The following is a 26,386-nucleotide window of genomic DNA, read 5'->3' on the forward strand; positions in this document are numbered from 1 at the left end:
CGCTGCTGCCAAGAATAACCGCTGAGTCTGGCTGCCGGCTGTCGCGCAGCAGCGCCACCTTGGGGGCGGTTCAGGCCGCAATGCCCGTCAGCCAACGCTCTGCCGCGGCCTTGTCGCTGATTTCAAGCCCCAGGTTGCTGATGGGGCTGGCGCTATCTGCATCCTCGCTGGCGGCTTTGGCGAGCAGGCCGCCCAGGTTCAGCGTCAGCTGCAGAATCTGCTGGTCGCGTGCCACCCAGGCCGTGAGCTGATCGGCTCCGGCCGCGTACAGCAACACATCGTCGAGCTTGCTGATGCGCCAGCGCTGGCCATTGACGTCAACTGCCAGCCACTCGTCTGCGGCCATCATGCCGGCTTGCTCGGCCGCACCGCCGCGCAGCACGGTCTTGATCTGCACGCTATGGTTTTCCTGGACACGCAGACCCAGCTTCTGGGCCAGCTGTGCGGGCTCGGCCTTGCTCTTGATCCCATGCGTGGCCAACAGCTCGCGCAGCGGCAGATCCCCGGTGGAATGCACCCAGGTCTGCAGCTGTCCGGCAATGTCGGGGTTGCCCACTTCGTTGACCACGGCCAGCACATCGGCTTCGCTGATGGGGCCGCCTTCGCTCTTGCGCCACAGGCCGCGCATCACATCGTCCAGGCTGCTCGTGCCGTTGGCGCGCAGGGCCAGATCCAGGCACAGAGCGACCAGCGAGCCCTTGGTGTAGTAGCTGACCGTGTGATTGGCGGTGTTCTCGTCCTGGCGGTAGTACTTGACCCAGGCATCGAAGCTGGCCTCTGCCACGGACTGCAACAGGCGGCCCGGCGTCTGCAGCACCTGGTTGATGGTGCGCGTGACGAGCTTGAGGTACTGGCTGTTGTCCAGCAGTCCGGCACGGCGCAGGAACAGATCGTCGTAGTAGCTGGTAAAGCCTTCGAAGAACCACAGCAGCTCGGTGTAGTTCTCCTGCTCGTAGTCATAGCGGGCCAGTTCGGCCGGGCGCAGGCGCTTGACGTTCCAGGTGTGGAAGTACTCGTGGCTGATCAGGCCCAGCAAGGTGTTATAGCCTTCGCCAGCCTTGGCTTCGCCCTTGCGCGGCAGATCGCGGCGGCCGCATATCAGCGCCGTGCTGTTGCAGTGCTCGAGGCCGCCATAGTTGTCATCCACCACATTGAGCATGAAGACATAGCGGTCCATGGGCGGCTGGCTGCCGTCGGCATGCCAGAAGGCGATCTCGGCTTCGCAGATCTTTTTCGTATCGGCCAGCAGGCGCTCGCCATCAAAGCTGGGCGCTGCACCTGCGACTACAAATTCATGGGGCACTCCGCCGGCCTCGAAGCTGCCGCGCCAGAACCGGCCCATCTCGACAGGGCAGTCCACCAGTTCGTCGTAGTGGGAGGCCTGGTAGAGGCCGAAGCCGTTGGCGTCGACCTGTGCCGGCTTCAGGCCGGTGGCCACCTGCCAGGCCTCGGTGGCGGGGCTGCCAAGCAGCTCCAGTGCATGGGGGCGCTCTTCCTGGCCATGCACGCGCAGGCACAGGCTGGTGCCATTGAAGAAACCGCGGCGGCGATCCAGCCAGGCTGTGCGCACCGAGGTGTCATAGGCGCAAACTTGATAGCTGACAACGCATGCAAAATCAGCGTTGCAGGTAATTTCCCATTGATTTTTGCTGAGTTGTTGAACGGCCACGGTCTGTTCGTTCTGCACGGCTCTCAAGCCTTGCAGGTTCTTGGAGAACTCGCGCACCAGATAGCTGCCAGGAATCCACACCGGCAGCGACAGCAGCTGCTGTGCTGCAGGCCGGGCGATATGCAGCTGCACATCGAAAAGATGAGCATCCACCGAGTTGGCCTGCACGACGAAGCGGATGTCGGGACGAATGCCGGATGTGTTGAGAACAGAGGTCATGGCGGCTCCAGAAATGCGGGCCGGAGCATGCGAACCTAGCGCAGCGCGCCTGAAACTGCATCAGGTGCGCGCTGCTCCGGCAATGAGACAGAGATTACTTGGCGGCGGCCAGGTGCTTTTCGACCTCGGCTGCCGAGATGGCGCCGGGCACACGCACATTGTTGGAGAAGATCACGGTGGGGGTGCCCGTGATCTTGTACTTGCGACCGAAAGCCAGATTGCGCTGGATGGCAGCGGGGTCGCACTGGGCGGCAGCCGCATTCTTGCTGTTCAGCATCTGATCCTGCCAGGCCTTGGCCTGATCCTTGGCGCACCAGATATTGCGTGACTTCTCGGCCGAGTCCGGGCTCAGGATGGGGTAGAGGAAGAGATAGATGGTGACGTTGTCCACGCTCTGCAGATCTTTTTCGAAGCGCTTGCAGTAGCCGCAGTTCGGGTCCTCAAACACGGCCATCTTGCGCTCGCCCTTACCATGCACGATGGTGATGGCGTCCTTGATGGGCAACTGCTTGAAGTCCACGGCCGTGAGCTGGGTCATTCGGTCTTCGGTCAGGTTGCGGCGCGCCTTGGTGTCGATCAGCTCGCCCTGAATCAGATAGTTGCCCTTGGCATCGGTGTAGAAGATGTCCGTGCCCACGCGCACCTCGTACAGGCCGCTCATGGGGGTGGAGCGCACCTCGTCGATTTTCTCGAGCTGGGGAATGCGCTCGGTCAGCGTCTTCTTGAGGTTGGCGTCCTGGGCGTGCACGTTCAGGCCGAAGGTCAGGCTGGCGGTGGCCAGCAGGCAGGCAACAAGTTTCATGGATGGTGTCTTGGCTGCAGCAGGCTGCAGCGTGAAAGGATTGAGGTCGGCTGCCATCCACGGTACATGGATGGCAGATCTGTTGCTTGGAGTGCGGGCCGCGCCAAGGGTTCCCCGAGCGCGTTTCTCAGAGCAGGCCCATGGCCTGCCGGGCCATCCAGGACTTGAGCGGGCCGCTGCGCTCGAAACCCTTCATGCCCCAGTTGCGCAGCATCTGCACCGGCACTTCGGGGCGGGCAAACAGCTGCTGCAGCCCGTCCATGGCCAGACCCATGGGGGCCAGAGCCGCCTTGCGCTCGCGCTCATACTGGCGCAGCAGTTTCAGGTCTGAGGGGCTGCGCCAGTAGTCGCGCTCCTGAAGGATGCGCGCCAGCACCTGCACATCGCCCAGGCCGATGTTCAGGCCCTGGCCGGCCAGCGGATGTACGTTGTGGGCGGCGTCCCCTGCCAGCACCCAGCTTTGCTGGCTGTTCCTGTCCAGCGGTCCGCACCAGCGGTCGGCCACCGCCTGCTGCAGTGGCCAGGTGGCACGCTCTGCCACCAGCTCCAACTGGCCCAGCGCGTCCTGGCTGATGGACTGCAAGCGGGTGGTGAAACTCTCTTCATCGCTTTCCATCCAGTCGGGCACCAGCGAATGTTCCAGCGACCAGACCACGGCCACTTCGTGACCCTCGGCCCCGCCCAAAGGCAGAAAGGCCAGAATCCCTTCGGGAGTGAACCACTGGCGTGCAATGCCGCCATGGGGCAGCTCGCAGCGCAGGCGTGTGGCAATCGCGTGCTGGGAATAGGGCGTGACGGAGAACTCCACACCGAATTCGCTACGTGAGCTGCTGTGGCGGCCTTCGCAGACGGCGGTGAGGGCGGCTTCTACGGGTTCCGCGACGATCTCCACCTGCGGCTGATAGCGCACGGCCTCGGCCAGGCGCTGCTCCAGCGCAGGCACGTCGACGATCCAGGCCAGGGCCTGCACGTCCTGGGAGGCTGCATTGAACTGAACCTGGCCGTCGAGATCGCCAAACACCTGCATGCCGAGCACGGGCGTCGCATCCAGCTCGTCGGGCCAGCAGCGCAGCGACTGCAGCACGGCCCTGGAGCTGGCATTGAGCGCATAGGCACGCACATCCTTGTGCTGCTGGGATCGAGGCTGAGGTGGCACCACCAGCGCGACACGCAGACGCTCACGCGCCAGCAAAAGAGCCAAGGTCCGGCCCGCAATGCCGGCTCCACGAATACATACATCAAAGGTTTGCGCCATGTCCGGCATTGTAGGAGGCGCGGACAGGGCCTGCGCTCATAGAGGAAACCTCAGGCCCGTTGACCGCCCGTTGCGGGCAACTATGTTGTTGATAGCGGCCCGCGGATGTCAGGCAAGGGATTGGCGGCAAAATGATGAAGAATCCTTAATCGAAGGAGATGTGATGACCGACTCCAGCTATGACGTGCAGGGCAGGATTGCCGAGCTCTGGATCTACCCTGTCAAATCCTGTGCCGGCATTGCCCTGCCCAGGGCCAGGCTCTCGCGCCATGGCCTGCAATGGGACAGGCACTGGATGGTGGTGGATGCGAATGGAGTTTTTTTGACCCAGCGCAGTCATCCGCGCATGGCACTGATCCGGCCCGAGATTACGGATGCGTATTTGCTGCTGCATTTTCCGGGCATGGACAGCCTGCAGATTCCCTTGGAGCAGCAGGGCGGCCAATGCTGCGTGCGGGTCTGGAAGGACACGGTCGATGCCTGGGATCTCGGTGAATGGGCGCAGCCCGCGCGTAGCTGGCTGAGCCAGGTGCTGGCCGAGGATTGCCGCCTGGTGCGCTTCGATGCCTCCCGGCCGCGCCGGGCCAGCGAACGCTGGGTGGGCGATGGCGATGCCCCGGTGCACTTTGCCGACGGCTATCCCTTGCTGCTGCTCAGCCAGTCGGCCGTGGACGATCTCAACCAGCGACTCACGCAGGCCGGCGAAGCTGCCGTCGATGCGCGGCGCTTTCGTCCGAATATCGTGATTGCCGATATAGAGGCCCACGACGAAGACCGCGTGGAGCAGCTGGATCTGCAGGAAGTGCCCGGCCTGAGCCTGAAACCCTGCAAGCCCTGTACGCGCTGCCCGATTCCCGATGTGGACCCCGATACCGCCGTGCCCGGCACTGCCGTTGGAGATTCAATTTTCGGTTACCGCCAGGACCCGCGTGTGGATGGTGCTATTACTTTCGGCATGAATGCGATGGTGCTGGGCCTGTCCGATGCCGCCGGTGCAGGGGCTGAACTGGCAGTGGGCCAGCAACTGGCGGGCAACCTGCTCTTTGATTGAGAGGGGATGCAAGGCGTAGGTCTTTGTCTTTCAAGGACTTGGGGCATCCCTGTAATAGGGATGCCGCCGAAGCAGTGTCCAATAGGGGCATTCGCAGCAGCAAAAAGGGGAGGGCAGCATGGCTGAATTCAAATCTGGCGATTTCGTGGTTCTCACCGGCAGCAGCGCCTTTGCCGGAAAGATCGCCCGTCTGACGTCTCGTGCGCCTGGCGGTGACTTCCGTCTGCCCGACGGCCATGGCCATATAGGCTGCGAGGCCGGAGACTGGGTGCTGGAGTTTGCCCAGAAGGTGCTTGCCCTGATGCGCGGCTGCCAGACCCCCTGCATGACCAAGTATCTGTGCCGCTCGCAGTCCCAGTTCCGGCGACTGGAAGAGACCGCAGGGCTGGAACAGCTGTTTGGCCCCATGCGGACTTGCTCGCCGGCGGTGAGCGCGAGCTGAGTCGGCATTTTCTTTCTCAAGCCTGCCTTGCGGCGGGCTTTTTGCTTGGCAGCTGCAAGGGCGGTGCAATCTACCGCACAAGAGCAGAGATTGCCGGGTCATTACAATCATGGGCTTTCCGTGGCCAAACCGGGACGAAACTCTGCACGAACAGAGTTCCCAGGGGTCACGCTTCAGAAGAACCAGATTCGCGCCGATGCGGATCGGGCACTTCCGCCACATGGGTGTGGTGCTCGATAGTGCATTGATACATAAGGAATTTCCATGAGCCTCAAATGCGGCATCGTGGGCCTGCCCAACGTGGGCAAGTCCACTCTTTTCAACGCGCTGACCAAGGCCGGCATTGCCGCCGAGAACTATCCCTTCTGCACGATCGAGCCCAATACCGGCGTCGTGGAAGTGCCGGATCCGCGCCTGGATCAGCTTTCCGAGGTCGTCAAGCCCGAGCGCGTCGTTCCTGCCATCGTGGAGTTTGTGGACATCGCCGGTCTGGTGGCTGGCGCCTCCAAGGGCGAAGGTCTGGGCAACCAGTTCCTGGCCCACATCCGCGAGACCGACGCCATTGTCAACGTGGTGCGCTGCTTCGAAGATCCCAACGTGATCCACGTGGCAGGCAAGGTGGACCCGATTGCCGACATCGAAGTCATTCAGACCGAGCTGTGCCTGGCCGATCTGGCCACGGTGGAAAAGGCGCTGAGCCGCTACAGCAAGGCCGCCAAATCCGGCAACGACAAGGAAGCTGCCAAGCTGGTGGCACTGCTGACTCCTATCCTGGAGGCCCTGAACCAGGGCAAGCCCGCTCGCGTGGTGGAAGTCTCCAAGGAAGACGCGCCCCTGCTCAAGCCTTTCTGCCTGATCACTGCCAAGCCCGCCATGTTCGTGGGCAATGTCTCCGAAGATGGCTTTGAGAACAATCCTCTGCTGGATCGCCTCAAGGAATACGCCGAGGCCCAGGGCGCGCCCGTGGTGGCCATCTGTGCCAAGATCGAGGCCGAAATGGCCGAGATGGAAGACGAAGACCGCGATATGTTCCTGCAGGAGTTGGGTCTGGAGGAGCCGGGCCTGAACCGCCTGATCCGTGCCGGCTTCAAGCTGCTGGGTCTGCAGACTTATTTCACCGCCGGTGAAAAGGAAGTGCGTGCCTGGACCGTGCGCGTCGGTGCCACTGCTCCCCAGGCAGCGGGTGTGATCCATGGCGACTTCGAGCGCGGCTTCATCCGTGCTCAGACCATTGCCTTTGAAGACTACATCGCATTCAAGGGTGAGCAGGGCGCCAAGGATGCCGGCAAGATGCGCGCCGAAGGCAAGGAATACATCGTCAAGGACGGCGATGTGATGAACTTCCTGTTCAACGTCTAAGTCTGCTGCGCATTGCTGCGCTGAAAGCCCCGCCAGCCATGGCGGGGCTTTTTTTATGCAGGCTTTCGGCGGCAGGTGCCAGGACGCTGCTTCAGGGCCTCGGGAAATGGAGGTCCGGGTGTTCTTGGCGCTGGCGGGCCTTGCTGACGTCGCTCAGAGGAATATGCAGGGGGCGCCCGAGGCTTTCGTCATCCATCAGAGCCGGCAGCGAGGCATGGATCAGCAGAGCGCAGAAATCTTCGGTATACGCAAGTGACGCAAAGTAACGAATAATGAGCCCTCACGACTGCAAGCGTGCTCGAGGTCCCCAACATGATTCGTGCCAATGCCACCGCAAAGCGAACGATCACCGGCCAGTTGCTGGAGATCGCCATGGGCCAGTCCTTCTGTGCGGTGATGATTACCGATGCAAGCCTGGACGGCGAAGGGCCGCTGATCGAGTACTGCAATGCGGCCCTGTGCGAGATGACCGGATATGCGGAAGCGGAGCTGCTGGGCCGCTCGCCGCGCATGCTGCAAGGGCCTCTAACGGATCAGCAGGTCCTGCAGCGTCTGCATGACTGTCTGCAGCAAGGCCTGCCGTTTCAGGGCAGCGTGGTGAACTACCGCAAGGATGGTCAGAGCTATCACGTGGAATGGAATATCTCTCCGGTGCGTGACGAGCGGGGCGTGATCCGGCATTTTGTGGCTGTGCAGCGTGATATCTCGGAGCGTGTGCAGGCCGAGCAGGAGCGCGCGCTGCTGGCCAGGGCCTTGAATGCGGCCAATGACGGCATTCTGATCACGGACCGCCACTCCACCATCGTCTTCGTCAACCAGGCTTTTGAAGCCCTGACGGGCTATAGTGCGGCGGAACTGCTGGGCCAGCCCACCGAGATGCTGCGCTCGGGCCTGCACGAGCCCGAGTTCTATGCTCAGTTGCAGGAGGCCCTGAGTCTGGGGCACAACTTTCGCGCCACCTTCATCAACCGTCACAAGAGCGGTGGCGTGTATTACGCCGAGCAGAGCATTGCGGCCCTGCGCGATGAGTCGGGCCAGGTCAGCCACTATGTGGGGGCCTCCAAGGACATCAGCCGCATGGTCAAGCGAGAGATGGAGCTGCGCGAGCGCGCCAACCGAGACAAGCTGACCGGCTTGCTCAACCGTCATGCGGGCGAGGCCGAGCTCAAGCGCGCTCAGCTGCAGGCCCAGAACCAGCTGCGTCCCTATGGCGTGATCCTCGGCGACATCGATCTCTTCAAGCAGGTCAACGACCGCTTCGGCCATGTCGCCGGAGACCGCGTGCTGAAGATGGTGGCGCAGGTGCTTTCCGGCAAGGTCCGGCGCTACGACCATGCCGTGCGCTGGGGCGGCGAAGAGTTTCTGATCATCCTCTCGGATGCCAGCCTCGGCGTGGCCGTGAGCCTGGCCGAGCGCATTCGGGCTGCCGTGGAGGCCTGCTCCGATCCCGAAGTCGGGCGTTTCACCCTGTCCCTGGGGGTCGGGCTCTGGGAGCCCGGCGAGACCGAGGACGATCTGCTCCGGCGTGCCGATGCGGCGCTTTACCGGGCCAAGCACAGAGGCCGCAATCAGGTGGCCGTTGCCACGGGGTCGATGAACATGCCGCTGGTGCAGGTGCCCGAGGCTCTGGCACAGCGCGATGCCCTGGCCTTTTCAGGGCAGAGCTCGGACAAGCCCTGGACAGGGTCTGCCTCACCGTAGAATTTGCCTTTCCTCCCGTCCTTGTTTCCAAAGCTTTTGAGTGGTTTGAACAATTCAGAACTGCATTCCGTGCAGGCCGATCTGGTGGCAGTGCTGGTAGCCGTCACGGGCGGCCAGCCCCGTATCCTGACCACTGGGTCCGGGCGGGCCTTGCCTGCCGGGCCCTTTACCAGCAACCACCGCTCGCTGCAGGCCAGCCTGCGCGCCTGGGTGGAGAAGCAGACCCATCATCCGCTGGGCTTTGTGGAGCAGCTCTATACCTTTGCGGATCGCGAGCGCTCGCAGCAACTGGGCATGCATGTCATCTCCATCAGCTATCTGGCGCTGACGCAGGAGCTGGACGAGACCGGTGCCGCCCAGCCGGGCTGGCAGGACTGGTACCGCTACTTCCCCTGGGAGGACTGGCGCGAAGGCATGCCCGGTGTGATCGCCGAGCGCATTGCGCCAGCGCTGCATGCCTGGAGCGAACAAGCTTCGGACAGCGTGGCCAGAAGCGCCAGATGGCAAAGAGCGGCCATGACCTTTGGTCTCGATGAGCACGAGTGGAACGAGGAGCTGGTGCTGCAGCGCTACGAGCTGCTGTTCGAGGCCGCCGTGGTGCCCGAAGCCTGGGGAGAGGGGGAGGGCGATGCTGCCGCTTCGCTGCTGCCCGGTGCGGCCATGGGCAACGACCACCGCCGCATTCTTGCCACCGGCATGGCCCGCCTGCGCGCCAAGATCAAGTACCGGCCCGTGGTGTTCGAGCTGATGTCCGAGGAATTCTCGCTGCTGCAGCTGCAGCAGACCGTGGAGGCGCTGGCCGGGCGCGGTCTGCACAAGCAGAACTTCCGTCGTCTGATCGAGCAGCAGGCGCTGGTGGAGGAAACCGGCCAGGTGACGGCCGTGGGCGCGGGCCGCCCGGCCAAGCTGTTCCGCTTCCGGCGCAATGTGATGCTGGAGCGCGCCATCGCAGGCAACAAGTTGCCTCTGGCCAGAAGTCATTGACCGACTGATCCCTGCTCTGGATGAAAGACTGCTTTCACAGCGGCAGCGGCTTGACTTAAATAATGCTCAGATTTAGCATAAGTCGGCTTGCGCGAGCTGTGGCAGTGATCTGGACGCCTTCGCGCTTTTTATTGAACTATAAATACTCAAAATGAGCATTAATAAGATTGAGGCCCTGCCCATTCCCTCCCTGCCCGATGTGATGTTGGAGCCGCTGGTGCGCATGGCCTTGCTGGAAGACCTGGGGCGTGCCGGAGACTTGAGCACCGACACCATTGTTCCCGCCGACGCCGTGGATGAGCTGCGCCTGGTGGCCAGGCAGGAGGGCGTGCTGGCCGGGCTCGATCTGGCGCGTCTGGCCTTTGTGCTGATGGACGGCCGCCTGGAGTTTGACGTCCGCTGCGCAGACGGCACGCTGTTGAAGCCTGGCATGGAGATCGCCCGCATTCGCGGTAAAAGCCGGGCCATTCTCACGGCCGAACGTACGGCGCTCAATTACCTCTGTCATCTCAGCGGCGTGGCCACGGCCACGCATTCGATTGCCCAGGCCATCAAGCCTTTCGGCACGCGGGTGACTTGCACGCGCAAGACCATGCCGGGCCTGCGAGCCTTGCAGAAGTACGCCGTGCGCGTCGGAGGCGGAAGCAACCATCGCTTTGGCCTGGACGACGCCGTGCTCATCAAGGACAACCATGTTGCCCTGGCTGGCGATGTGGCCACGGCCGTGGGGCGCGCCCGCGCCGGTGTGGGCCATATGGTCAAGATCGAGCTGGAGGTCGATACGCTGGCGCAACTGGAGGTGGCGCTGCAGCTGGGCGTGGATGTGGTGCTGCTGGACAATATGAGCCTGGAGGATCTGCGCACGGCGGTGGCCATGTGCAAGGGCCGGGCCATTACCGAAGCCTCGGGCCGCATCACGCCTGAGACCGCAGCAGCCGTGGCCGCTACGGGCGTGGATCAGATCGCCGTGGGCTGGCTCACGCACAGTGCCAAGGTGCTTGATATTGGGCTGGATGCGTAAATGGATTACCCCCTGAGCGGCTTTGCCGCTTCCCCCAAGGGGGACGACGCCATAGCTGCGAGGCGGCTCTTGCTCGGCGTCTCTGGATTGGGTTGTGCCTTGCGTGGGCTTGGCCAGCAAGTGCGAGGCTGTGATGTCATTGACTTATAAGCGTCGAGGAGCGCTGGTGCTGGCGGCAGCCGTTCTGGCGACGGCCGCAGCGGGACTTTGGCATACCCGCGCGGGCACTGCAGCGGCTCGTTTTGAAAAGCCCATCACCATCGTCGTGACCTTTCCGCCAGGCGGAGGCACGGATTTGCTGGCACGCAAGTTGGGGGCTGAGCTACAGCAGCGCATAGGTCAGCCTGTGGTGGTGGAAAACCGGCCAGGTGCCAGCGGCAACATCGGCGCGCGTATTGTGGCGGAGGCCGCACCCGATGGTACGAGCCTGCTGATGGCTAATAGCTCTTTTGCCATCAACCCTGGCGTGTACCGAGAGTTGGGCTTTGATCCGCACAAAGACTTCAAGGCGGTGTTCAATGCGGGCACCATTGCTTCGGTATTGGTGGTTCCTGAGTCCAGCGGCATTCACAGCCTGGTGGATATGCTGGCACAGGCCTCACACGACAGACCGCAGGCCTTCGCTAGTTGCGGCAATGGTACGCCCCAGCATATGGCGGGCGAGATGCTGGCTCAGGTCACTGGCGCCAGCATGCAGCATGTGCCTTACAAGGGCTGCGGCCCGGCCATCACGGCAGTGGCTGCGGCCCAGGTTCCGCTGGGCCTGGTGACGGCCAGCAGTGCGACGCCATTGATTGATGCCGGACGTGTACGGGCGATTGCCGTCACGGCGTCGACTCGCGTGGCATCTCTGCCAGGTATTCCGACCCTGGCCGAGCAGGGTGTGACGGGCTTTGCCCTGGAGCAGTGGCATGGCTTGCTGGCTCCAGCAGCAACACCAGAGGCGGTTGTTGTCCGTTTGCATCGGGAGTTGACGCAGATCTTGGCCGAGCCGGCGATGCAGCAGTCTTTGCGCACGCAAGGCTACACCTTGGTTCGTCAAAGCTCGGAACAGTTCGGTCAGCTCATTGAGGCAGATATGGAACGCTATGCAGCCGTGACGGCGCAGCTTGGGCTCAAGGCAGACTGAGACGTACCGAGCGCTTGTTGCCCCTGGTGAAGAGTTCCGACAGGCTACCGGCAGCGATAGCCTGTTTTGTTTCAGGCCTGTGACGAACTGGCTATACCAAGGTATAGGCGAGGCCAACCAAAAAACAGTCCCATATTCCCAAGGAAGACTCGCTTTGTTGCAGGCCGGATTTGATAATTCGAGGCTAGGAGCAGGGCAGCAGACCCTGGCACTGCGACGGCTGCTTTGCCGTCCATCTTAAGGAGGGGTTCCCATTGGATTTGCGGTGCCGTGGCGCGCGGCCTTGCACGTGTCTTTGTGCTTGTCTGTTTCGCTGCACGCGTGCTCCTGTCACGAAGGAGTTGTGAGGACAGGGCAGCATCGGCCTCGGGCCGGGATCTGCCCTGACCATATTGATGCCACTGTTTGCTTCTTATGAAACCAGTTCTGAATTTTCATCGCCCCGTGGGGGCTGCATGTCTGCTGCTGTGCCTGGCTCTCAGCGCATGCAATGGGGACAAACAAGCCCCGGCCACCGATGCCGATAGCCAGACAGCTTTGCGTCGCGAAGGCAATCTGGTCGTGGTGCCAGCGCAATCACCGGTGCTGGCGCAACTGAAGCTGGCCGAAGTCACGCAGGAGCAGATGCAGACGCTGATCTCCGCCACCGCCAATATCGAGGCCGAACCCGAGAAGCTGGTCAAGATCACGCCGCCGGTTGCCGGTCGTCTGGTGCGCCTGCACCGCCAACTGGGGGACCCTGTCAAGGCTGGCGAAGCGTTGATCACCATGGATTCGTCCGATATCTCCAGCGCTCGTGCCGACAACGCCAAGGCGCAGTCCGCGCTCTTGCATGCGAAGCAAGAGTTCGATCGCCAGAAACTGCTGTTCGATGCGGAAATTGCAGCACGCAAGGACTATGAAGCAGCACAGCAGTCGCTGGCCGCGGCCAGTGCCGATGCGCGCGCCGCGACAGACCGGCTGTCCCAGCTGGGCGCCGATGTGCAAGCCAGCTCGCGCGGCAGCTATGTGGTCAAGTCTCCCATCAGCGGCCGGGTGGTGGAGATGGGGGGCTCGCAAGGCGGTTACTGGAATGATGTGAATGCTTCGGTGATGACCGTGGCCGACCTCAGCAAGGTCTGGCTCAGTGCCAACGTGCCCGAGCGCGATCTGGCCCATGTGGATGTGGGCCAGGAGGCGCATATTGCGCTGACAGCCTATCCCGATCTCAAGCTTGAAGGCCGTGTGCAGTATGTGGGCGAGATCGTCGATACCGCCACGCGCAGCGTCAAGGTGCGCGTGGCCGTGGACAACCGCGAGGGCCGGTTGCGCCCCGGCATGTTTGCGCGCGTGAGCTTTGACGGCCCGGGACGCGATGCCCTCATGGTGCCGGCCACGGCGCTGTTGCAGGGCAATGTGAGCACGCGGGTGTTTGTGGACAAGGGCCGCACGGACAAGGGGGCGCGCTTCGAGCCGCGTGACGTGCAGGTTGGCGTGCAGCAGGATGGCAAGGTCGAGATCCGTTCTGGCCTGGCGGCAGGCGAGCGCATCGTCGTCAACGGTGGAGTGCTGCTGCAATGATCGAGCGCATCGTCAATCTCAGCTTTGCCCGCCGCGGCGTGGTCTGGCTGATCTTCATTTTCGCGGCCCTGTATGGCGTTTTCAGCTGGAAGCAGCTGCCGTTGGAAGCCTACCCGGACATCGCCGACGTGACCTCGCAGATCGTGACCCAGGTGCCCGGCCTGGCGGCCGAGGAAATCGAGCAGCAGATCACGATTCCGCTGGAGCGTGCACTGCTGGCAACGCCGGCCATGCATGTGCTGCGCTCGCGCAGCCTGTTCGGCCTGTCGTTGATCACCGTGGTGTTCGAGGACGGGGTTGATGGCTACTGGGCACGCCAGCGCCTCAAGGAGCGTATGGATGAGGTCGATCTGCCCTATGGCGCGCGTGCTTCGCTGGACCCCTACAGCTCGCCCACGGGCGAGGTCTATCGATACACGCTGGAAAGCGCCACGCACAGCCTGCGCGAGCTGTCTGAGCTGCAGCAATGGGTGGTGATTCCGCGCCTCAAGAAAGCCCAGTCCGTGGTGGACGTGACCAATTTTGGCGGTCTGACCACGCAGTTCATGCTGGAGCTCGATCCCGCGCGCCTGCTGCAGTATGGTTTGACCCTGTCCCAGGTGATCGAGGCCATCAATGCCAACAATGCCAGCGGTGGCGGCAGCGTCATCGACCGTGGCGAGGTCTCCTATGTGGTGCGCGGCGTGGGTCTGCTGCGCTCGCTGGACGACATGGGCAATGTGGTGGTCAAGACCTCGGACAACGGCACGCCCATCCTGGTCAAGGATCTGGGGCGCCTGACCTACGGCAATGTGGAGCGCCGCGGCATTCTGGGCAAGGACGACAACTCCGACACGCTGGAAGGCATTGTGCTACTGCTCAAGGGGGCCAACCCCTCGCAGGCACTGGAAGGCATTCACGCCGCGGTAAAGGAGCTCAATGAAAAGCTGCTGCCTGCTGATGTCAAGGTCGTACCCTACCTGGATCGCACCACGCTGATTGAGCGCACCACGCATACCGTGGGCAAGACTTTGGCCGAGGGCATGATTGTGGTGACCCTGGTGCTGCTGCTGTTCCTGGGCAGTCCGCGTGCGGCATTGATCGTGGCGCTGACGATTCCCATGGCGTTGCTGCTGGCCTTTGTGTTCATGCATCACGCCAAGATTCCGGCCAACCTGTTGTCGCTGGGAGCCATTGACTTCGGCATTCTGGTCGACGGCTCGGTGGTGGTGGTCGAGAACATTCTGCGGCGGCGCGAGGCCGAGCAGAATCGGCATCTGACACCGCGTGACGCGATTTCCGCCACGCTGCAGGTCGCACGCCCCATCTTCTTCGGCATGTGCGTGATCGCCGCTGCCTATCTGCCGTTGTTCGGCTTCGAGCGCATCGAGTACAAGCTGTTCTCTCCCATGGCCAGCGCCGTGGGGGCGGCCCTGGTAGGTGCTTTGGCCGTGGCGTTGCTGCTCACGCCGGCTCTGGCCTGGTTGGCGTTCCGCAAACCGCGCAAGATCTTCCACAACCCCGTGCTGCATTGGCTGGGTGAGCGCTACGATCACTTCCTCGGCGTTGCCGTGGGGCAGATGCGCTGGCTGGTCGGAGCGGTAGCTGCGGCGTTGGTGGCGTTGGTGCTGCTGGCGGGAACCATAGGCCGTGACTTCCTGCCCTATCTGGACGAGGGCTCGATCTGGCTGCAGGTGCAGATGCCGCCCGGCATCACGTTGGACAAGGCGCGCGACATGGCCGACGAGCTGCGCCGCACCACGCTGGAGTTTCCTGAGGTGTCCTATATCGTGACCCAGACGGGTCGCAATGACGATGGCACGGACTACTGGACGCCCTCGCACATCGAGGCCAGCGTGGGTTTGCATCCCTATGGCGAATGGAAATCCGGCCTGACCAAGCAGCAGCTGATCGCCAAGATGGCCCAGCGTTTTGAGAAGCTGCCCGGCTATACCGTGGGCTTCATGCAGCCCATGATCGACGGCGTGCAGGACAAGCTCTCGGGTGCCCACAGCGATCTGACCGTCAAGGTCTATGGCCAGGACCTGGCCGAGGACCGGCGCGTGGCTGATGAAATGGTGGCCATTCTGTCCAAGGTTCCCGGCGCGGCCGATGTGGCAGTGGACATCGAGCCGCCGCTGCCCAATCTGCGCATCGATCTGGACCGTGCGGCCGCTGCACGCTACGGCATCAACGCGGCCGAAGTGGCCCAGCTGATCTCCACCGGCGTGGGCGGTGCTTCCATCGGCCAGCTCTATGTGGGCGAGCGTAGCTACGACATGACAGTGCGCTTTGCGCCCGGCACGCGCAACAGCCCTGAGTCCATAGGTGCGCTGCGCCTGGCCGCTGCCAATGGCGCTCAGGTGCCGCTGGCCGAAGTGGCACGCATCAGCACCACCGTGGGTCAGAGTGTCATCGTGCGTGAGGGCGGCGAGCGCCACATCCTGGTCAAGCTCAATGTGCGCGATCGCGACCTTGCGGGCTTTCTGAAGGATGCACACGACGCCATCGACGCCCAGCTCCAATACGACCACCAGAAGATCCACATCGAGTGGGGCGGTCAGTTCGAGAACCTGCAGCGCGCCGAGGCACGGTTGCTGGTCATTCTGCCGCTGACGCTGGGCATCATGCTGGTGCTGCTGTTCGGCGAGTTCGGCAATCTGCGCCAGCCGCTCTTGGTGCTGGGCGTGGTGCCGCTGGCCATGATCGGCGGCTTTGCGGGCCTGCATTTGCGCGGCATGACGCTCAATGTCTCCAGCGCCGTGGGCTTTATCGCGCTGTTCGGCGTGGCCGTGCTGTCAGGGGTGCTCATGGTCTCGCAGATCAACCGGCTGCGCCGTGAGGACGGACTGGATTTGCGTGCTGCGGTACATGAAGGAGCTTCGAGTCGCATGCGACCGGTGCTGATGACGGCTACGGTGGCGGCCTTCGGCCTCACGCCGGCCATGCTGGCCACGGGCCTGGGCAGTGATGTGCAGCGGCCCCTGGCCACCGTGGTGGTCTGCGGCCTGGTCAGTGCCACGCTGCTGACCTTGCTGCTGCTGCCCAACCTCTATTACGTGATCGAACTGCGTGCCCAGCGTGCGGCGGAGCGCAAGCGCAGGCGCGCCGCCGAGCGCGGCGAACTCGACGATGACAGCGAAGACCCGGTGACGAATGTTGCCGCTGCGGAGCGCATGGCTCCCTGAGCAGGTTGCCGATCAAACTGGACATAGCATGCAATTTCCCATTTCTTCCCTCAAGTGCTTGACCCTGCTGCTGGCAGCGCTGGGCCTGGGCGGTGCGGCGCTGGCGCAGACTGCCGCGCAGGCTCCGGCACTGTCAGCAGTAGCGGGGCTGAACTTTGCCGACTATCTGAGCGCTGTCGAGCAGAACAGCCTGGACCTGCAGTCCCAGCAACAGAACGTGGTGTCGGCCAGGGCTGGCATCGGTATCGCGGGCATACGTCCCGATCCGCAGCTGACGCTGGGCGCCTCGCGCGAGCAGGTCAGAGCCGGTACGCCGCGCCCACTGAACCGCAACTACGAAGTCAGCATGGAACTGGAGACCGGCGGCAAGCGCTCGGCCCGCGTCCGTGCCGCGCGCAGTCAGGTGAGACTGGCTGAAGCCGGTGTCGAGGGCTTTCGCACTCAGCTGTTTTCCGATGCGGCCCAGGACTTCACCCAGGCCTGCCGCGACCAGCAGGCGCTGCAGCGCAAGGAGCAGACACTCAAGGCACTGTCCGATGTGGTCAAGGCCAACGAGGTGCGACGCAAGGCCGGCGATATAGGCACGGTGGAGTGGCGGCAGTCGCGCGTGGAACGTGACCAGTTTCAGACTGATGTCACTCAGGCACGTGCCGATGCTCAGACTTCGCGTCTGGCACTGAGCGTTCCTCTGGGACGCAGGCTGTCCGAGGTTTTCAGCTCGGAAGACCTGCAATGCGATTTCCAGCCCTTTGCGAACAACAAGAACATCGAGGCTTTGGTGGTTCAGGCGCTTGATGCGCGCAGCGATGTGCGGGTGGCCCAGGCCACGCTGGACAATGCGCGCGACAACGCCGGCGTGGCTCAGGCCAACCGCTGGGTCAATCCCACGCTGGCCGTGGGCATGGCCACCATCCCGGCCACGGTTGCGGGCGTCGACAACCAGGGCAACCCCTATGACGCGGGCAACCGCTCGCGCATGCTGTCGGTATCGGTCAGCGTGCCGATTCCGTTCTCGCGCCTGAACCGTGGCGAGGTGCTGCAGGCCGAGGCTGTCGTGACTCAGGCCATGCTGGGCCTGCAGCAGTCGCAGCACAAGGCCGAGACCGATGTGCGCTCGGCCTATTTCCGCTTTGCTGCCGCCAGGGAGAACGTGGAGCGCTACCGCAGCAATGTGCTGACCGATGCGCAGCGCGTGCTGGAGAGCATTCGCCTGTCCTACCGCCATGGCGAAGCTTCGTTGCTGGAGCTGCTGTCGGCTCAGCGCTCGGCCGATGATGCCTATCTGGGCTATCTGCAGGCCGAAGCCGATCTGGCCAAGGCTACGGTCGATCTGCAACTGAGCATAGGTCAGCGGCCTGCGCTGTGACGGGTGAATCGGGCGGGCAGGGATGGCGGGCGCACGTCATGCGCTGTGCCATGAGTCACAATCGTCGAATCTTTCACGTTCTGGGCACGACCTTGCACGCCATGACCGCCGAACCGCAACGCTTTCTGCATCTGCGCCAGGCCTTGATCCTGCTTGCCATGGCTGCGGCCATGGCCGTCATTTTTGCGCTGGATACGCTGACCGAATACGCGGTGGCAGCAGCTGTTTTTCATACGGCCATCATTCTGGTAGCAGTGCGCTGGTTCAATCCTCGGCTGGTGATCGCCATCACGGGCTTGTGCATCGCACTGACCCTGGCCAGCTTTGCATTGACCCCGGCTGGTGCTTATCGCACGGGGCTTATCAATACCGGTATCAGCATTCTGGCCATCGTGATTACCGCCTATCTGGGCCTGAAGATGGTTGCGGCCCAGAATGCCGCGCATGCGGCACAGACCCAGCTGCTGCGCATCACCCAGGCCACGAGCCTGGGGCAGGTGACTGCCTCGATTGCGCATGAGGTCAACCAGCCGCTGGCAGCCATTGTCACCAGCGGCAATGCCTGCCAGCGCTGGCTGGCCCAGCAGCCGCCGAATCTTGAAAAGGCGGGCCAGGCGCTGGAGCGCATCCTCGGCGATGCCCAGCGGGCCAGCGATGTCATTGCACGCATCCGTTCCATGGCGCGTGGCGAGGCACCAAGCAAGCAGAAGTTCGATCTCAATGACGCCGTGCGCGAGATGGTGCACCTTTCGGGGGCCGATCTGAATCAGCGCTCCATTGCCATGGACTTGCAACTGGCCTCAGGGTTGGCGCCAGCATGGTGCGACCGCGTGCAGTTTCTGCAGGTACTGGGCAATCTGCTGCTCAATGCGATGGACGCCATGCAGGACACACCGGTCGTGCAGCGGCGCATCATGGTTGCCACGCAGTCCCTGGGACAGCAGCTGGAGCTGACGGTGACGGACGCCGGGGAAGGGCTGTCAATGTCTGCAAAAAGCCATCTCTTCGATGCCTTCTGGACTACCAAGCGCGAGGGTATGGGACTGGGACTGAACATCTGCCGCAATATGGCGGAAGCCAATGGCGGCCGTATCTGGGCCACCGATCGTGAGGACGACCGCAGCGGAGTTGTGTTCCATGTCACCATCGCCTCTTTCGTGGCTGCAGGGGATGCAGCAGGAGGGAAAAAGCTTGGCTGAGATGGAAACCGTATATGTGATCGATGACGATGCCTCGGTGCGTGTCGCCATCGAAGATTTGCTGCTGTCCGTGGGCTTGTCCGTATCGGCATTTGGTGCAACGCGGGACTTCCTCACGCATCTGGAGCTGAGCCCGCCTGAAGGGCCTGCCTGCCTGGTGCTGGACATTCGCATGCCAGGCCAAAGCGGCTTGGAGTTCAGGCGACAGATGCTGGAGCTGGGTTTGCGCTTTCCCACCATCTTCATTACCGGGCATGGCGATATTCCCATGAGTGTGGAAGCCATGAAGACCGGGGCCATAGAGTTTCTGCCCAAGCCGTTTCGCGATCAGGATTTGCTGGATGCCATACAGCAAGGCATTGCCCTTGATCGCCAGCGCCGTGCGCAGGATGGGCAGTTGCTGGAGCTGCGTTCGCGTTGGAATTCGCTGTCCAGCGGAGAGCAGTCCGTGTTGACTGGAGTGGTGCGAGGCCTGCTCAACAAGCAGATCGCAGGCGAGTTGGATGTCAGCGAAATCACGATCAAGGTCAGGCGCTCTCAAGCCATGCGCAAGATGGAGGCCGGCTCGGTCGCCGACTTGGTGCGCATGCTGGAGAAGCTGAGCATCCGCTGATTGTGGGCACCTAGTTGGCCCACAGGGCAGCTACCTCCTGGGTCGCAGGTGCCTGTACGGCGAACGTAAAACTTGTTCGTGCCGGTTTCCATGTGCCGATTGCGCATGAATTTTCTGGAGCGTGTGCGGGTTGCCAGTTCACAATGGCGGGCTCGCCAGGAGCTGTCAATGCGTCAGCAAAGAACATTCAATAACAAAAAATTTTTCGGCAAGCTTTGCACCGGCAGTTTGGTGTCCTTATGCATGACATGGGGGCTGACCGCTCATGCGCAGCAGAGTGCAGCGTCAGCTGGGGTCGGCAGTGAAGCTGCTGCTGCAGGGCCGGTAGCTGATTTGAGTGAGGAAACCATAGAGCCTGAGAAGTGGAATGCCAAGTTCCAGGCCACCTATGTCTGGCAGCGCAAACCGTCCTTTCTTGCCCCTTATACAGGAGAGAAAAGCCTGCGGCCGGAGCGTGAACGCAGCTACTCCTTCACGACCACTGCATCTTTCGGGTACCGACCATGGGCCGGGGCTGAGGTCTATCTTGATCTGGAAGGCGCGCAGGGCATTCCGCTGTCGGGACTGACTGGCCTGGGCGGTTTTACCAATGGGGAATTGGCTAAAACTTCGGGCGCAAGATTGAAGCTTTATCGCGCCCGAGCCTTCTTGCGCCAGACCTGGAGCCATGGCGGCGAGCAAGAGGCCGTGGAGTCAGAGGCAAGGCAGTTGGCAGGCATGGTGGACAAGCGTCGAACTGTGCTCACCGTGGGTAATCTGGCGGTCATCGATGTCTTTGACGACAACCGCTACAACCATGATCCGCGCACGCAGTTCATGAATTGGTCGCTGATGACTCAAGGCGCGTTTGACTATGCAGCCGATGCCAGGGGCTATAGCTGGGGTGCGGTGCTCGAATGGTTTCACGACGACTGGGAGGTGCGCTTCGGCCGCTTCATCCAGCCCAAGGAGCCCAACGGTCAGCCGCTGGACTATCGATTTTTCAAACACTATGGCGATCAGCTGGAAGTTGCCCACGCGCACACGCTGGCGGGCCAGCCGGGCAAGTTGCGGGCTTTGGTCTTCCGTAACCACGCTGTGATGACCCGCTATGACGATGCCCTGAACTTGGCGGCGCAGACAGGAGGAGTGCCTGATCTCAATGCCGCGCGCTACGGTGCCAGAAGCAAGCATGGCTTCGGCATCAACCTGGAGCAGGCATTGAGCGATGACGTGGGCCTGTTTGCTCGTGGCAGCTGGGCGGATGGCAAAACGGAAATCTATGCCTTCACGGAAATCGACCGCTCGCTTTCTGCAGGCCTGCTGATTCAGGGGCGCAAATGGGGAAGAGCGAACGACACGCTGGGTGTTGGCGTGGCGCGCAATTTCCTTTCTTCCACACACCGCCAGTATCTGGCAGAGGGCGGGACGGGGCCGTTTATTGGTGACGGGCGTCTGAACTATAAGCCTGAGAACATTCTGGAGATGTTCTACAGCGTGGGGATCAGCAAACAATCCAGCATCAGCTTTGACTGGCAGCATATCCGCAACCCTGCATACAACGCGGACCGTGGACCCGTCAACGCACTGGCTGTGCGTTTGCATACCGAGTTCTGATCTAGAAAAACCGCAGGATGATCTGGTGCAGGCCTGCGGTCATCAAGGTGTAGCGCAGGAATTTTCCAACTGCCATATAGGCGACGCAGGGCCAGAAAGGCAGACGCACCCAGCCGGCGACCGCACACAGTGGGTCGCCGACGACGGGCAGCCAGCTCAGCAGGCAGGCCTTGGCGCCGTACTTGCGTAGCCAGTAGCGGGCGATGCGGTTCCAGCGCGACTTGTGGTGCATGTTCTGGGGGGGCGGCTCTCCATGCCGACGCAGCTTTTTGGCCTTGTTCCAAGCCTGGTGGGCGGCCAGTCCCATCCACCAACTGATGGCCCCTCCCAACGTGTTGCCCGCAGTGGCGACCACAATGGCGGGCCAGAACAGATCGGGGTTGGCTGAGACCAGTGCGGCCACTACGGGTTCGGAGCCCAGCGGCAGCAGGGTGGCCGAGACCAGGGCCACGACAAACACGGTGCTCAGGCCCAGCTCGGGCAGGGCCAGCCATTGCAGCAACTGATGTATCCACGCTTCCATAGGGCGGCTAGTTTAGGCGGCTCATCCAATTCCCTGAATTTTGCCTCCTGTCATTCATCAGTCATGAGCCATAGTGGCAGGCTGCTGATGTATGGTTGCTTTTACAAATGCGTACACGGGTGTTGTCCGGTAACGCCAGATTAACGGGAGTAAGAATGGCTTTGGGCCCTCTGAAAAAAATGACGCGACCGAGTCAGGCAGCAGGCCTGATTGTTGCTTTGCTTTTGATAGCTGGTTGTACCAATGGAATCAAGACCATAGCGCCATCTGGTGCCAAACCTGCAACCGCAGTCACCGCCGATCTGGTGCCGCTGGCGACGCGGGCGCCGGGCGTGCGCCAGGATATGCGCTATGCCACGCGCCACAACTTCCTGGGCCGTCCCGTGGCCGGTTATGAGGCCGGGGAATGCTGGCTCAGCCGCGCGGCTGCCGAATCCCTGGCAGCCGTTCAAAGCGAGCTGGCAGGGCAGGGCCTGGCCCTGAAGGTCTATGACTGCTACCGCCCGCAGAAGGCCGTTGACGACTTTGTGCGCTGGGGCCGTGATCTGGCCGACCAGAAGAACAAGGACATGTATTACCCGCGCGTGCCCAAGAGCGAGCTGTTCAAGCGCGGCTATATTGCCGAGAAGTCGGGGCACAGCCGTGCCAGCACCGTGGACATGACGCTGCTGGTGGTGGATGCCAAACGTGCCAGCAAGTGGGTGCGGGGTCCGCTGGCCGACGGCATCGAGGTGGACATGGGCACGCCCTTCGATCTGTTTGACGAGCAGTCGCATACCGACAATGCCCAGCAGTCGCCCGATGTGCAGCACAACCGGCGCTGGCTGCGCAGCCTGATGCAGCGTAATGGCTGGAAGAATCTGCCTGAGGAATGGTGGCACTACACGCTGGTCGGAGAGCCCTATCCCGAGCAGTACTTCGACATGCCGGTGCGCAGCAACTGAGGCGCCGGCGCCGCAGCCCCCGATAGTGATTCGACCCGCAGGGTGATGCATGGCGTTTGGTTCTGCTGAAATTTTGGGCAGGTATAATCCGGCCCTCTTTTCCAGCGCCCGGTTTGCGCCAGACCCTGTCTGCCGCCGAAGCCAGCTTTTCCCATGCCCGCCCTGCACATTGGTCATATTCCATTGGCAAATCGTCTGTTTGTCGCTCCCATGGCGGGAGTGACGGACCGGCCGTTTCGTCAGCTGTGCAAGGCCCTGGGGGCCGGCTATGCGGTCAGCGAGATGGTGACCAGCCGCAAGGATCTGTGGAACAGTCTCAAGACCAGCCGCCGTGCCAACCATGAAGGCGAGCCCGGGCCGATTGCCGTGCAGATCGCCGGCACCGAAGCGCTCATGATGGCCGAAGCCGCCGTCTACAACATCGAGCGCGGCGCGCAGATCATCGACATCAACATGGGTTGCCCGGCCAAGAAGGTCTGCAACAAATGGGCGGGCTCCGCCCTGATGCAGAACGAGCCGCTGGCCGTGGAAATTGCCCAGGCCGTGGTGGAGGCCGCACGCCCCTACAACGTGCCCGTCACCCTGAAGATGCGCACGGGCTGGTGCGACGCGCACAAGAACGCTGTCTTGCTGGCGCGCCAGTTCGAGGATGTCGGCATCCAGATGCTGACGGTGCACGGGCGCACGCGCGAGCAGGGCTACAAGGGCTTTGCCGAGTACGACACGGTTGCGGCCGTCAAGCAGGCGGTCCGGGTGCCAGTGGTGGCCAACGGCGATATCAACAGCCCCGAAAAGGCCCGCGATGTGCTGGCCTACACGGGGGCGGACGCCATCATGGTCGGCCGCGCAGCGCAGGGCAGGCCGTGGATCTTCCGCGAGATTGCGCACTTTCTGGCTACCGGCGAGCATATGGCTGCGCCCCTGGTGGCCGAGCTGCGCCGCTTGCTGCTCGAGCATCTGCAAGATCATTACAGCCTGTACGGCGAGGGAGTCGGCGTGCGCAGCGCCCGCAAGCACATTGCGTGGTATCTGCGTGCTCTGCCGGGCGGGGAAGAGTTCAGAAAACACATCAACACCATTGAGGACTGTGCGGTGCAATGGCAGGCCGTGGCCGACTATCTGGATGCCCTGGGGCAGCAGATGGATCGTATCCCGGCGGCCACGGCCGCTGCTGAAGCAAGCAGCGAGCTGGATGAACCGGCAGAAATGACTGCATGAGCCATCAGAATTTAGAACAAGTCGTTCGCGATAGCCTGGAGGGCTATTTCCGCGATCTCGAGGGCGAAACACCGGCCAATGTCTACGACATGGTGATTCGTCTGGTTGAAAAACCGCTGCTGGAAGTGGTGATGGGCCAGGCCGACAACAACCAGTCGCGCGCCGCCGAATGGCTGGGCCTGAACCGCAACACCCTGCGCAAAAAGCTGGTCGATCACGAGTTGCTCTGAACGACGAGGCTACCGAATCCATAGCTGCAAGCGCTGATCCATCTGCACTTGCAGCTTGTTTTTATCCAAACTTTGAATTGACGCCCATGAAAGCTCTGATCTCCGTCTCTGACAAGACCGGTATCGTCGAATTTGCGCAGGCCCTGCACGCTCTTGGCGTGCAGCTGCTGTCCACCGGTGGCACTGCCAAGCTGCTGGCTGACAAGGGCCTGCCCGTGACCGAAGTCGCTGAAGTCACCCGATTCCCCGAAATGCTGGATGGCCGCGTCAAGACCCTGCATCCCATGGTGCACGGCGGTCTGCTGGCTCGCCGCGACCTGCCTGAGCACATGGCCGCGCTCAAGGAACACGGCATCGAGACCATCGACCTGCTGGTGGTCAATCTCTATCCCTTCGAAGCCACCGTGGCCAAGGCCGGCTGCACCCTGGCAGACGCCATCGAGAACATCGACATCGGCGGCCCCGCCATGGTGCGCTCTGCCGCCAAGAACTGGAAGGATGTGGGCGTGGTCACTGCTGCCGACCAGTACGAGGCCGTGCTGGGCGAGCTGAAGGCTGCCGGCAAGCTGTCCGACAAGTTGCGCTTTGCGCTGTCCGTTGCTGCATTCAACCGCATCAGCCAGTACGACGGAGCCATCAGCGACTACCTGTCCTCGGTCAAGTTCGAAGACGAAAAGCTCAGCGAAGAATACGTGCCCGCACGTGATCTGTTCCCCGGCCAGAGCAACAGCCAGTTCGTCAAGATCCAGGATCTGCGCTACGGTGAAAACAGCCACCAACAAGCCGCCTGGTACCGCGACCTGTACCCCGCTCCCGGTTCGCTGGCCACGGGCGTGCAGCTGCAGGGCAAGGAACTGAGCTACAACAATATCGCCGACGCCGATGCTGCCTGGGAATGCGTCAAGAGCTTTGACGCCCCCGCCTGCGTGATCGTCAAGCACGCCAACCCCTGCGGCGTGGCCGTGGGTGCGAACGCCTTCGAAGCCTATTCCAAGGCCTTCCAGACCGACCCCACCAGCGCGTTTGGCGGCATCATTGCCTTCAACCGCCCTGTGGACAAGGCTGCTGCCGAAGCCGTGTCCAAGCAGTTCGTCGAAGTGCTGATGGCCCCCGATTTCAGCGCCGAAGCCCTGGAAATCTTCAAGGCCAAGGTCAATGTGCGCCTGATGAAGATCGCTTTGCCTGCCGGCGGCGTGACCGACTGGGACAACGGCCGCAACGCCATCGAATCCAAACGCATCGGTTCCGGCCTGCTGCTGCAGACCTCCGACAACCATGAGCTCAAGCTGGCCGACCTGAAGGTCGTGACCGTCAAGCAGCCTACGCCCGAAGAGCTGAATGATCTGCTGTTCGCCTGGAATGTGGCCAAGTTCGTCAAGTCCAATGCCATCGTCTTCTGCAAGAACGGCATGACCATGGGCGTGGGTGCCGGCCAGATGTCGCGCCTGGATTCGGCCCGCATTGCTTCCATCAAGGCCGAAGCCGCCAAGCTGTCGCTGCAGAACACCGTCGTGGCGTCGGATGCCTTCTTCCCCTTCCGTGACGGTCTGGACGTGGTGGTCGATGCAGGCGCGACCTGCGTGGCCCAGCCCGGCGGCTCCATGCGCGATCAGGAAGTGATCGATGCGGCCAATGAGCGTGGCGTGGCCATGGTGTTCACCGGCGTGCGCCATTTCAGGCACTAATTGCTCCCCCTGGGGCGCTATCGCGCCTTCCCCCTCTCTGGCGCTTAGCGCCGGAGGGGGACGACACCCTCGGTGCGCGGCGGCGCTTCCTTGGTGTCTCTGGTTTTAGGGCGCGCCAGTTTTGTACTTTGTGCTCTGTGGTCGGCATTTGCTGGCCATTCTTTTTTGAATCTGGTGCTTGGTATGACAGATCCCATCGACGACGAAGAAAACTATCCGCCCAGACCGCGCTGGATTGGCTGGCTGATCGGGCTGGTCATGCTGGCGTCGGCCCTGGGTGTGGCCAATATCGGCTGGCGCATCATGCGGGTCAGCACGGCTGAGAAGGCGGCGGATGCGCTGGTGGCAGCCAAGCCCGAGCTGGCGGCGGCCCGAAAGCTGGTGGAGGGCGCAGACTGCATGCGCTGCCATGGTCTGGACCGCAAATTTGTGGGCCCTGGCTTTACGGAGATCGCACAGAAGTACGGCTCGCAAGCCGATGCCCAGAGCTATCTGGCAGACAAGATTCGCAGCGGCAGCGTGGGTGTCTGGGGCAATGTGATCATGCCGCGCCACCCGCAAATCAGCGAGGCCGATTCTCTGCAGATGGCCCGTTGGGTACTGTCGGCTCAGGCACCATCGGCTGCGGCTCAATAAGCCGGGTTTCCGAGATC

Annotated in this window: 22 protein-coding genes; 18 read left to right on the forward strand and 4 right to left on the reverse strand. The window is 62.5% G+C overall.

Annotated elements, in window-relative coordinates; translation table 11 throughout:
* Positions 1-70: 70 nt before the first annotated feature.
* The 3 genes from F3J24_RS08145 to F3J24_RS08155 form a co-directional block, all read right to left on the reverse strand.
* Positions 71-1,888, reverse strand: a complete 1,818-nt coding sequence (locus F3J24_RS08145; RefSeq protein ID WP_167004515.1) for a M61 family metallopeptidase — start codon at positions 1,886-1,888, stop codon at positions 71-73.
* A gap of 94 nt (positions 1,889-1,982) precedes the next feature.
* Entirely contained in the window at positions 1,983-2,690 is a 708-nt protein-coding gene (locus F3J24_RS08150; protein WP_167004518.1) for a DsbC family protein, read from the reverse strand.
* 127 nt (positions 2,691-2,817) lie between these two features.
* Entirely contained in the window at positions 2,818-3,945 is a 1,128-nt protein-coding gene (locus tag F3J24_RS08155) for an FAD-dependent monooxygenase (protein WP_205244655.1), read from the reverse strand.
* A 163-nt stretch (positions 3,946-4,108) separates the two neighbouring features.
* On the opposite strand from F3J24_RS08155, the gene F3J24_RS08160 reads away from it, so the two are divergent.
* From F3J24_RS08160 to F3J24_RS08220, 13 genes are all read left to right on the forward strand, one after another.
* Positions 4,109-4,996, forward strand: a complete 888-nt coding sequence (locus F3J24_RS08160) for an MOSC domain-containing protein (RefSeq protein ID WP_167004525.1) — start codon at positions 4,109-4,111, stop codon at positions 4,994-4,996.
* A gap of 118 nt (positions 4,997-5,114) precedes the next feature.
* Positions 5,115-5,438: a hypothetical protein gene (locus F3J24_RS08165; protein WP_167004528.1), complete on the forward strand. Its 324-nt coding sequence runs from the start codon at positions 5,115-5,117 to the stop codon at positions 5,436-5,438.
* A 264-nt stretch (positions 5,439-5,702) separates the two neighbouring features.
* Positions 5,703-6,797, forward strand: coding sequence for a redox-regulated ATPase YchF (gene ychF / locus F3J24_RS08170; protein ID WP_167004531.1), 1,095 nt, complete (start codon positions 5,703-5,705; stop codon positions 6,795-6,797).
* A gap of 312 nt (positions 6,798-7,109) precedes the next feature.
* Complete coding sequence (locus tag F3J24_RS08175; RefSeq protein WP_167004534.1) at positions 7,110-8,498, forward strand: diguanylate cyclase; 1,389 nt, start codon at positions 7,110-7,112, stop codon at positions 8,496-8,498.
* A 45-nt stretch (positions 8,499-8,543) separates the two neighbouring features.
* Positions 8,544-9,482: a hypothetical protein gene (locus F3J24_RS08180; protein WP_167004537.1), complete on the forward strand. Its 939-nt coding sequence runs from the start codon at positions 8,544-8,546 to the stop codon at positions 9,480-9,482.
* 151 nt (positions 9,483-9,633) lie between these two features.
* Positions 9,634-10,503, forward strand: a complete 870-nt coding sequence (gene nadC, locus F3J24_RS08185) for a carboxylating nicotinate-nucleotide diphosphorylase (protein WP_167004540.1) — start codon at positions 9,634-9,636, stop codon at positions 10,501-10,503.
* A gap of 133 nt (positions 10,504-10,636) precedes the next feature.
* Positions 10,637-11,632, forward strand: a complete 996-nt coding sequence (locus F3J24_RS08190; protein WP_167004543.1) for a tripartite tricarboxylate transporter substrate binding protein — start codon at positions 10,637-10,639, stop codon at positions 11,630-11,632.
* Positions 11,633-12,046: 414 nt separating this feature from the next.
* The gene (locus tag F3J24_RS08195; RefSeq protein WP_167004546.1) at positions 12,047-13,192 is read left to right on the forward strand and encodes an efflux RND transporter periplasmic adaptor subunit; all 1,146 of its coding nucleotides are present in this window, start codon (positions 12,047-12,049) and stop codon (positions 13,190-13,192) included.
* Positions 13,189-16,359, forward strand: coding sequence for an efflux RND transporter permease subunit (locus F3J24_RS08200; RefSeq protein ID WP_167004549.1), 3,171 nt, complete (start codon positions 13,189-13,191; stop codon positions 16,357-16,359). Before F3J24_RS08195 ends, F3J24_RS08200 begins: the two co-directional genes overlap by 4 nt.
* 28 nt (positions 16,360-16,387) lie before the next feature.
* Positions 16,388-17,725: a TolC family protein gene (locus tag F3J24_RS08205; protein WP_167004553.1), complete on the forward strand. Its 1,338-nt coding sequence runs from the start codon at positions 16,388-16,390 to the stop codon at positions 17,723-17,725.
* Positions 17,726-17,826: 101 nt separating this feature from the next.
* Positions 17,827-18,924 (forward strand): ATP-binding protein, encoded by a 1,098-nt coding sequence (locus F3J24_RS08210; protein ID WP_205244685.1) that lies wholly within the window; start codon positions 17,827-17,829, stop codon positions 18,922-18,924.
* Between the two features lies 1 nt (position 18,925).
* The gene (locus F3J24_RS08215) at positions 18,926-19,537 is read left to right on the forward strand and encodes a response regulator transcription factor (RefSeq protein ID WP_240154302.1); all 612 of its coding nucleotides are present in this window, start codon (positions 18,926-18,928) and stop codon (positions 19,535-19,537) included.
* A gap of 105 nt (positions 19,538-19,642) precedes the next feature.
* Positions 19,643-21,133 (forward strand): carbohydrate porin, encoded by a 1,491-nt coding sequence (locus F3J24_RS08220; RefSeq protein WP_240154282.1) that lies wholly within the window; start codon positions 19,643-19,645, stop codon positions 21,131-21,133.
* A gap of 1 nt (position 21,134) precedes the next feature.
* On the opposite strand, the gene F3J24_RS08225 is transcribed toward F3J24_RS08220, so the two are convergent.
* Positions 21,135-21,656, reverse strand: a complete 522-nt coding sequence (locus F3J24_RS08225; protein WP_205244656.1) for a YqaA family protein — start codon at positions 21,654-21,656, stop codon at positions 21,135-21,137.
* A 179-nt stretch (positions 21,657-21,835) separates the two neighbouring features.
* Between F3J24_RS08225 and F3J24_RS08230 the strand changes: the two genes are divergently transcribed.
* The 5 genes from F3J24_RS08230 to F3J24_RS08250 all read left to right on the forward strand — a co-directional run bounded on the left by F3J24_RS08230 (position 21,836) and on the right by F3J24_RS08250 (position 26,369).
* Positions 21,836-22,600, forward strand: coding sequence for a M15 family metallopeptidase (locus F3J24_RS08230; protein ID WP_240154283.1), 765 nt, complete (start codon positions 21,836-21,838; stop codon positions 22,598-22,600).
* A 153-nt stretch (positions 22,601-22,753) separates the two neighbouring features.
* Positions 22,754-23,818: a tRNA dihydrouridine synthase DusB gene (gene dusB / locus F3J24_RS08235; protein WP_167004559.1), complete on the forward strand. Its 1,065-nt coding sequence runs from the start codon at positions 22,754-22,756 to the stop codon at positions 23,816-23,818.
* Positions 23,815-24,048, forward strand: a complete 234-nt coding sequence (locus F3J24_RS08240; RefSeq protein ID WP_003051481.1) for a Fis family transcriptional regulator — start codon at positions 23,815-23,817, stop codon at positions 24,046-24,048. The genes dusB and F3J24_RS08240 overlap by 4 nt, the downstream gene beginning before the upstream one ends.
* Positions 24,049-24,134: 86 nt before the next feature.
* Positions 24,135-25,733: a bifunctional phosphoribosylaminoimidazolecarboxamide formyltransferase/IMP cyclohydrolase gene (gene purH, locus F3J24_RS08245; protein WP_167004562.1), complete on the forward strand. Its 1,599-nt coding sequence runs from the start codon at positions 24,135-24,137 to the stop codon at positions 25,731-25,733.
* Between the two features lie 183 nt (positions 25,734-25,916).
* On the forward strand, positions 25,917-26,369 hold the full coding sequence (locus tag F3J24_RS08250) for a c-type cytochrome (RefSeq protein ID WP_041744657.1): 453 nt from the start codon (positions 25,917-25,919) through the stop codon (positions 26,367-26,369).
* Positions 26,370-26,386: the final 17 nt, after the last annotated feature.

The organism is Comamonas sp. Tr-654, from assembly GCF_011752915.1.
Taxonomy (GTDB): Bacteria; Pseudomonadota; Gammaproteobacteria; order Burkholderiales; family Burkholderiaceae_C; genus Comamonas.

Coding starts and splice junctions, on each gene's coding strand:
- F3J24_RS08195 (WP_167004546.1), top strand. CDS start 12,047: ATGAAACCAGTTCTGAATTTTCATCGCCCCGTGGGGGCTGCATGTCTG.
- F3J24_RS08190 (WP_167004543.1), top strand. CDS start 10,637: ATGTCATTGACTTATAAGCGTCGAGGAGCGCTGGTGCTGGCGGCAGCC.
- F3J24_RS08165 (WP_167004528.1), top strand. CDS start 5,115: ATGGCTGAATTCAAATCTGGCGATTTCGTGGTTCTCACCGGCAGCAGC.
- F3J24_RS08160 (WP_167004525.1), top strand. CDS start 4,109: ATGACCGACTCCAGCTATGACGTGCAGGGCAGGATTGCCGAGCTCTGG.
- F3J24_RS08240 (WP_003051481.1), top strand. CDS start 23,815: ATGAGCCATCAGAATTTAGAACAAGTCGTTCGCGATAGCCTGGAGGGC.
- nadC (WP_167004540.1), top strand. CDS start 9,634: ATGAGCATTAATAAGATTGAGGCCCTGCCCATTCCCTCCCTGCCCGAT.
- F3J24_RS08200 (WP_167004549.1), top strand. CDS start 13,189: ATGATCGAGCGCATCGTCAATCTCAGCTTTGCCCGCCGCGGCGTGGTC.
- F3J24_RS08210 (WP_205244685.1), top strand. CDS start 17,827: ATGACCGCCGAACCGCAACGCTTTCTGCATCTGCGCCAGGCCTTGATC.
- dusB (WP_167004559.1), top strand. CDS start 22,754: ATGCCCGCCCTGCACATTGGTCATATTCCATTGGCAAATCGTCTGTTT.
- F3J24_RS08155 (WP_205244655.1), bottom strand. CDS start 3,945: ATGGCGCAAACCTTTGATGTATGTATTCGTGGAGCCGGCATTGCGGGC.
- F3J24_RS08175 (WP_167004534.1), top strand. CDS start 7,110: ATGATTCGTGCCAATGCCACCGCAAAGCGAACGATCACCGGCCAGTTG.
- F3J24_RS08225 (WP_205244656.1), bottom strand. CDS start 21,656: ATGGAAGCGTGGATACATCAGTTGCTGCAATGGCTGGCCCTGCCCGAG.
- purH (WP_167004562.1), top strand. CDS start 24,135: ATGAAAGCTCTGATCTCCGTCTCTGACAAGACCGGTATCGTCGAATTT.
- F3J24_RS08150 (WP_167004518.1), bottom strand. CDS start 2,690: ATGAAACTTGTTGCCTGCCTGCTGGCCACCGCCAGCCTGACCTTCGGC.
- ychF (WP_167004531.1), top strand. CDS start 5,703: ATGAGCCTCAAATGCGGCATCGTGGGCCTGCCCAACGTGGGCAAGTCC.
- F3J24_RS08250 (WP_041744657.1), top strand. CDS start 25,917: ATGACAGATCCCATCGACGACGAAGAAAACTATCCGCCCAGACCGCGC.
- F3J24_RS08205 (WP_167004553.1), top strand. CDS start 16,388: ATGCAATTTCCCATTTCTTCCCTCAAGTGCTTGACCCTGCTGCTGGCA.
- F3J24_RS08220 (WP_240154282.1), top strand. CDS start 19,643: ATGAATTTTCTGGAGCGTGTGCGGGTTGCCAGTTCACAATGGCGGGCT.
- F3J24_RS08145 (WP_167004515.1), bottom strand. CDS start 1,888: ATGACCTCTGTTCTCAACACATCCGGCATTCGTCCCGACATCCGCTTC.
- F3J24_RS08215 (WP_240154302.1), top strand. CDS start 18,926: ATGGAAACCGTATATGTGATCGATGACGATGCCTCGGTGCGTGTCGCC.
- F3J24_RS08230 (WP_240154283.1), top strand. CDS start 21,836: ATGACGCGACCGAGTCAGGCAGCAGGCCTGATTGTTGCTTTGCTTTTG.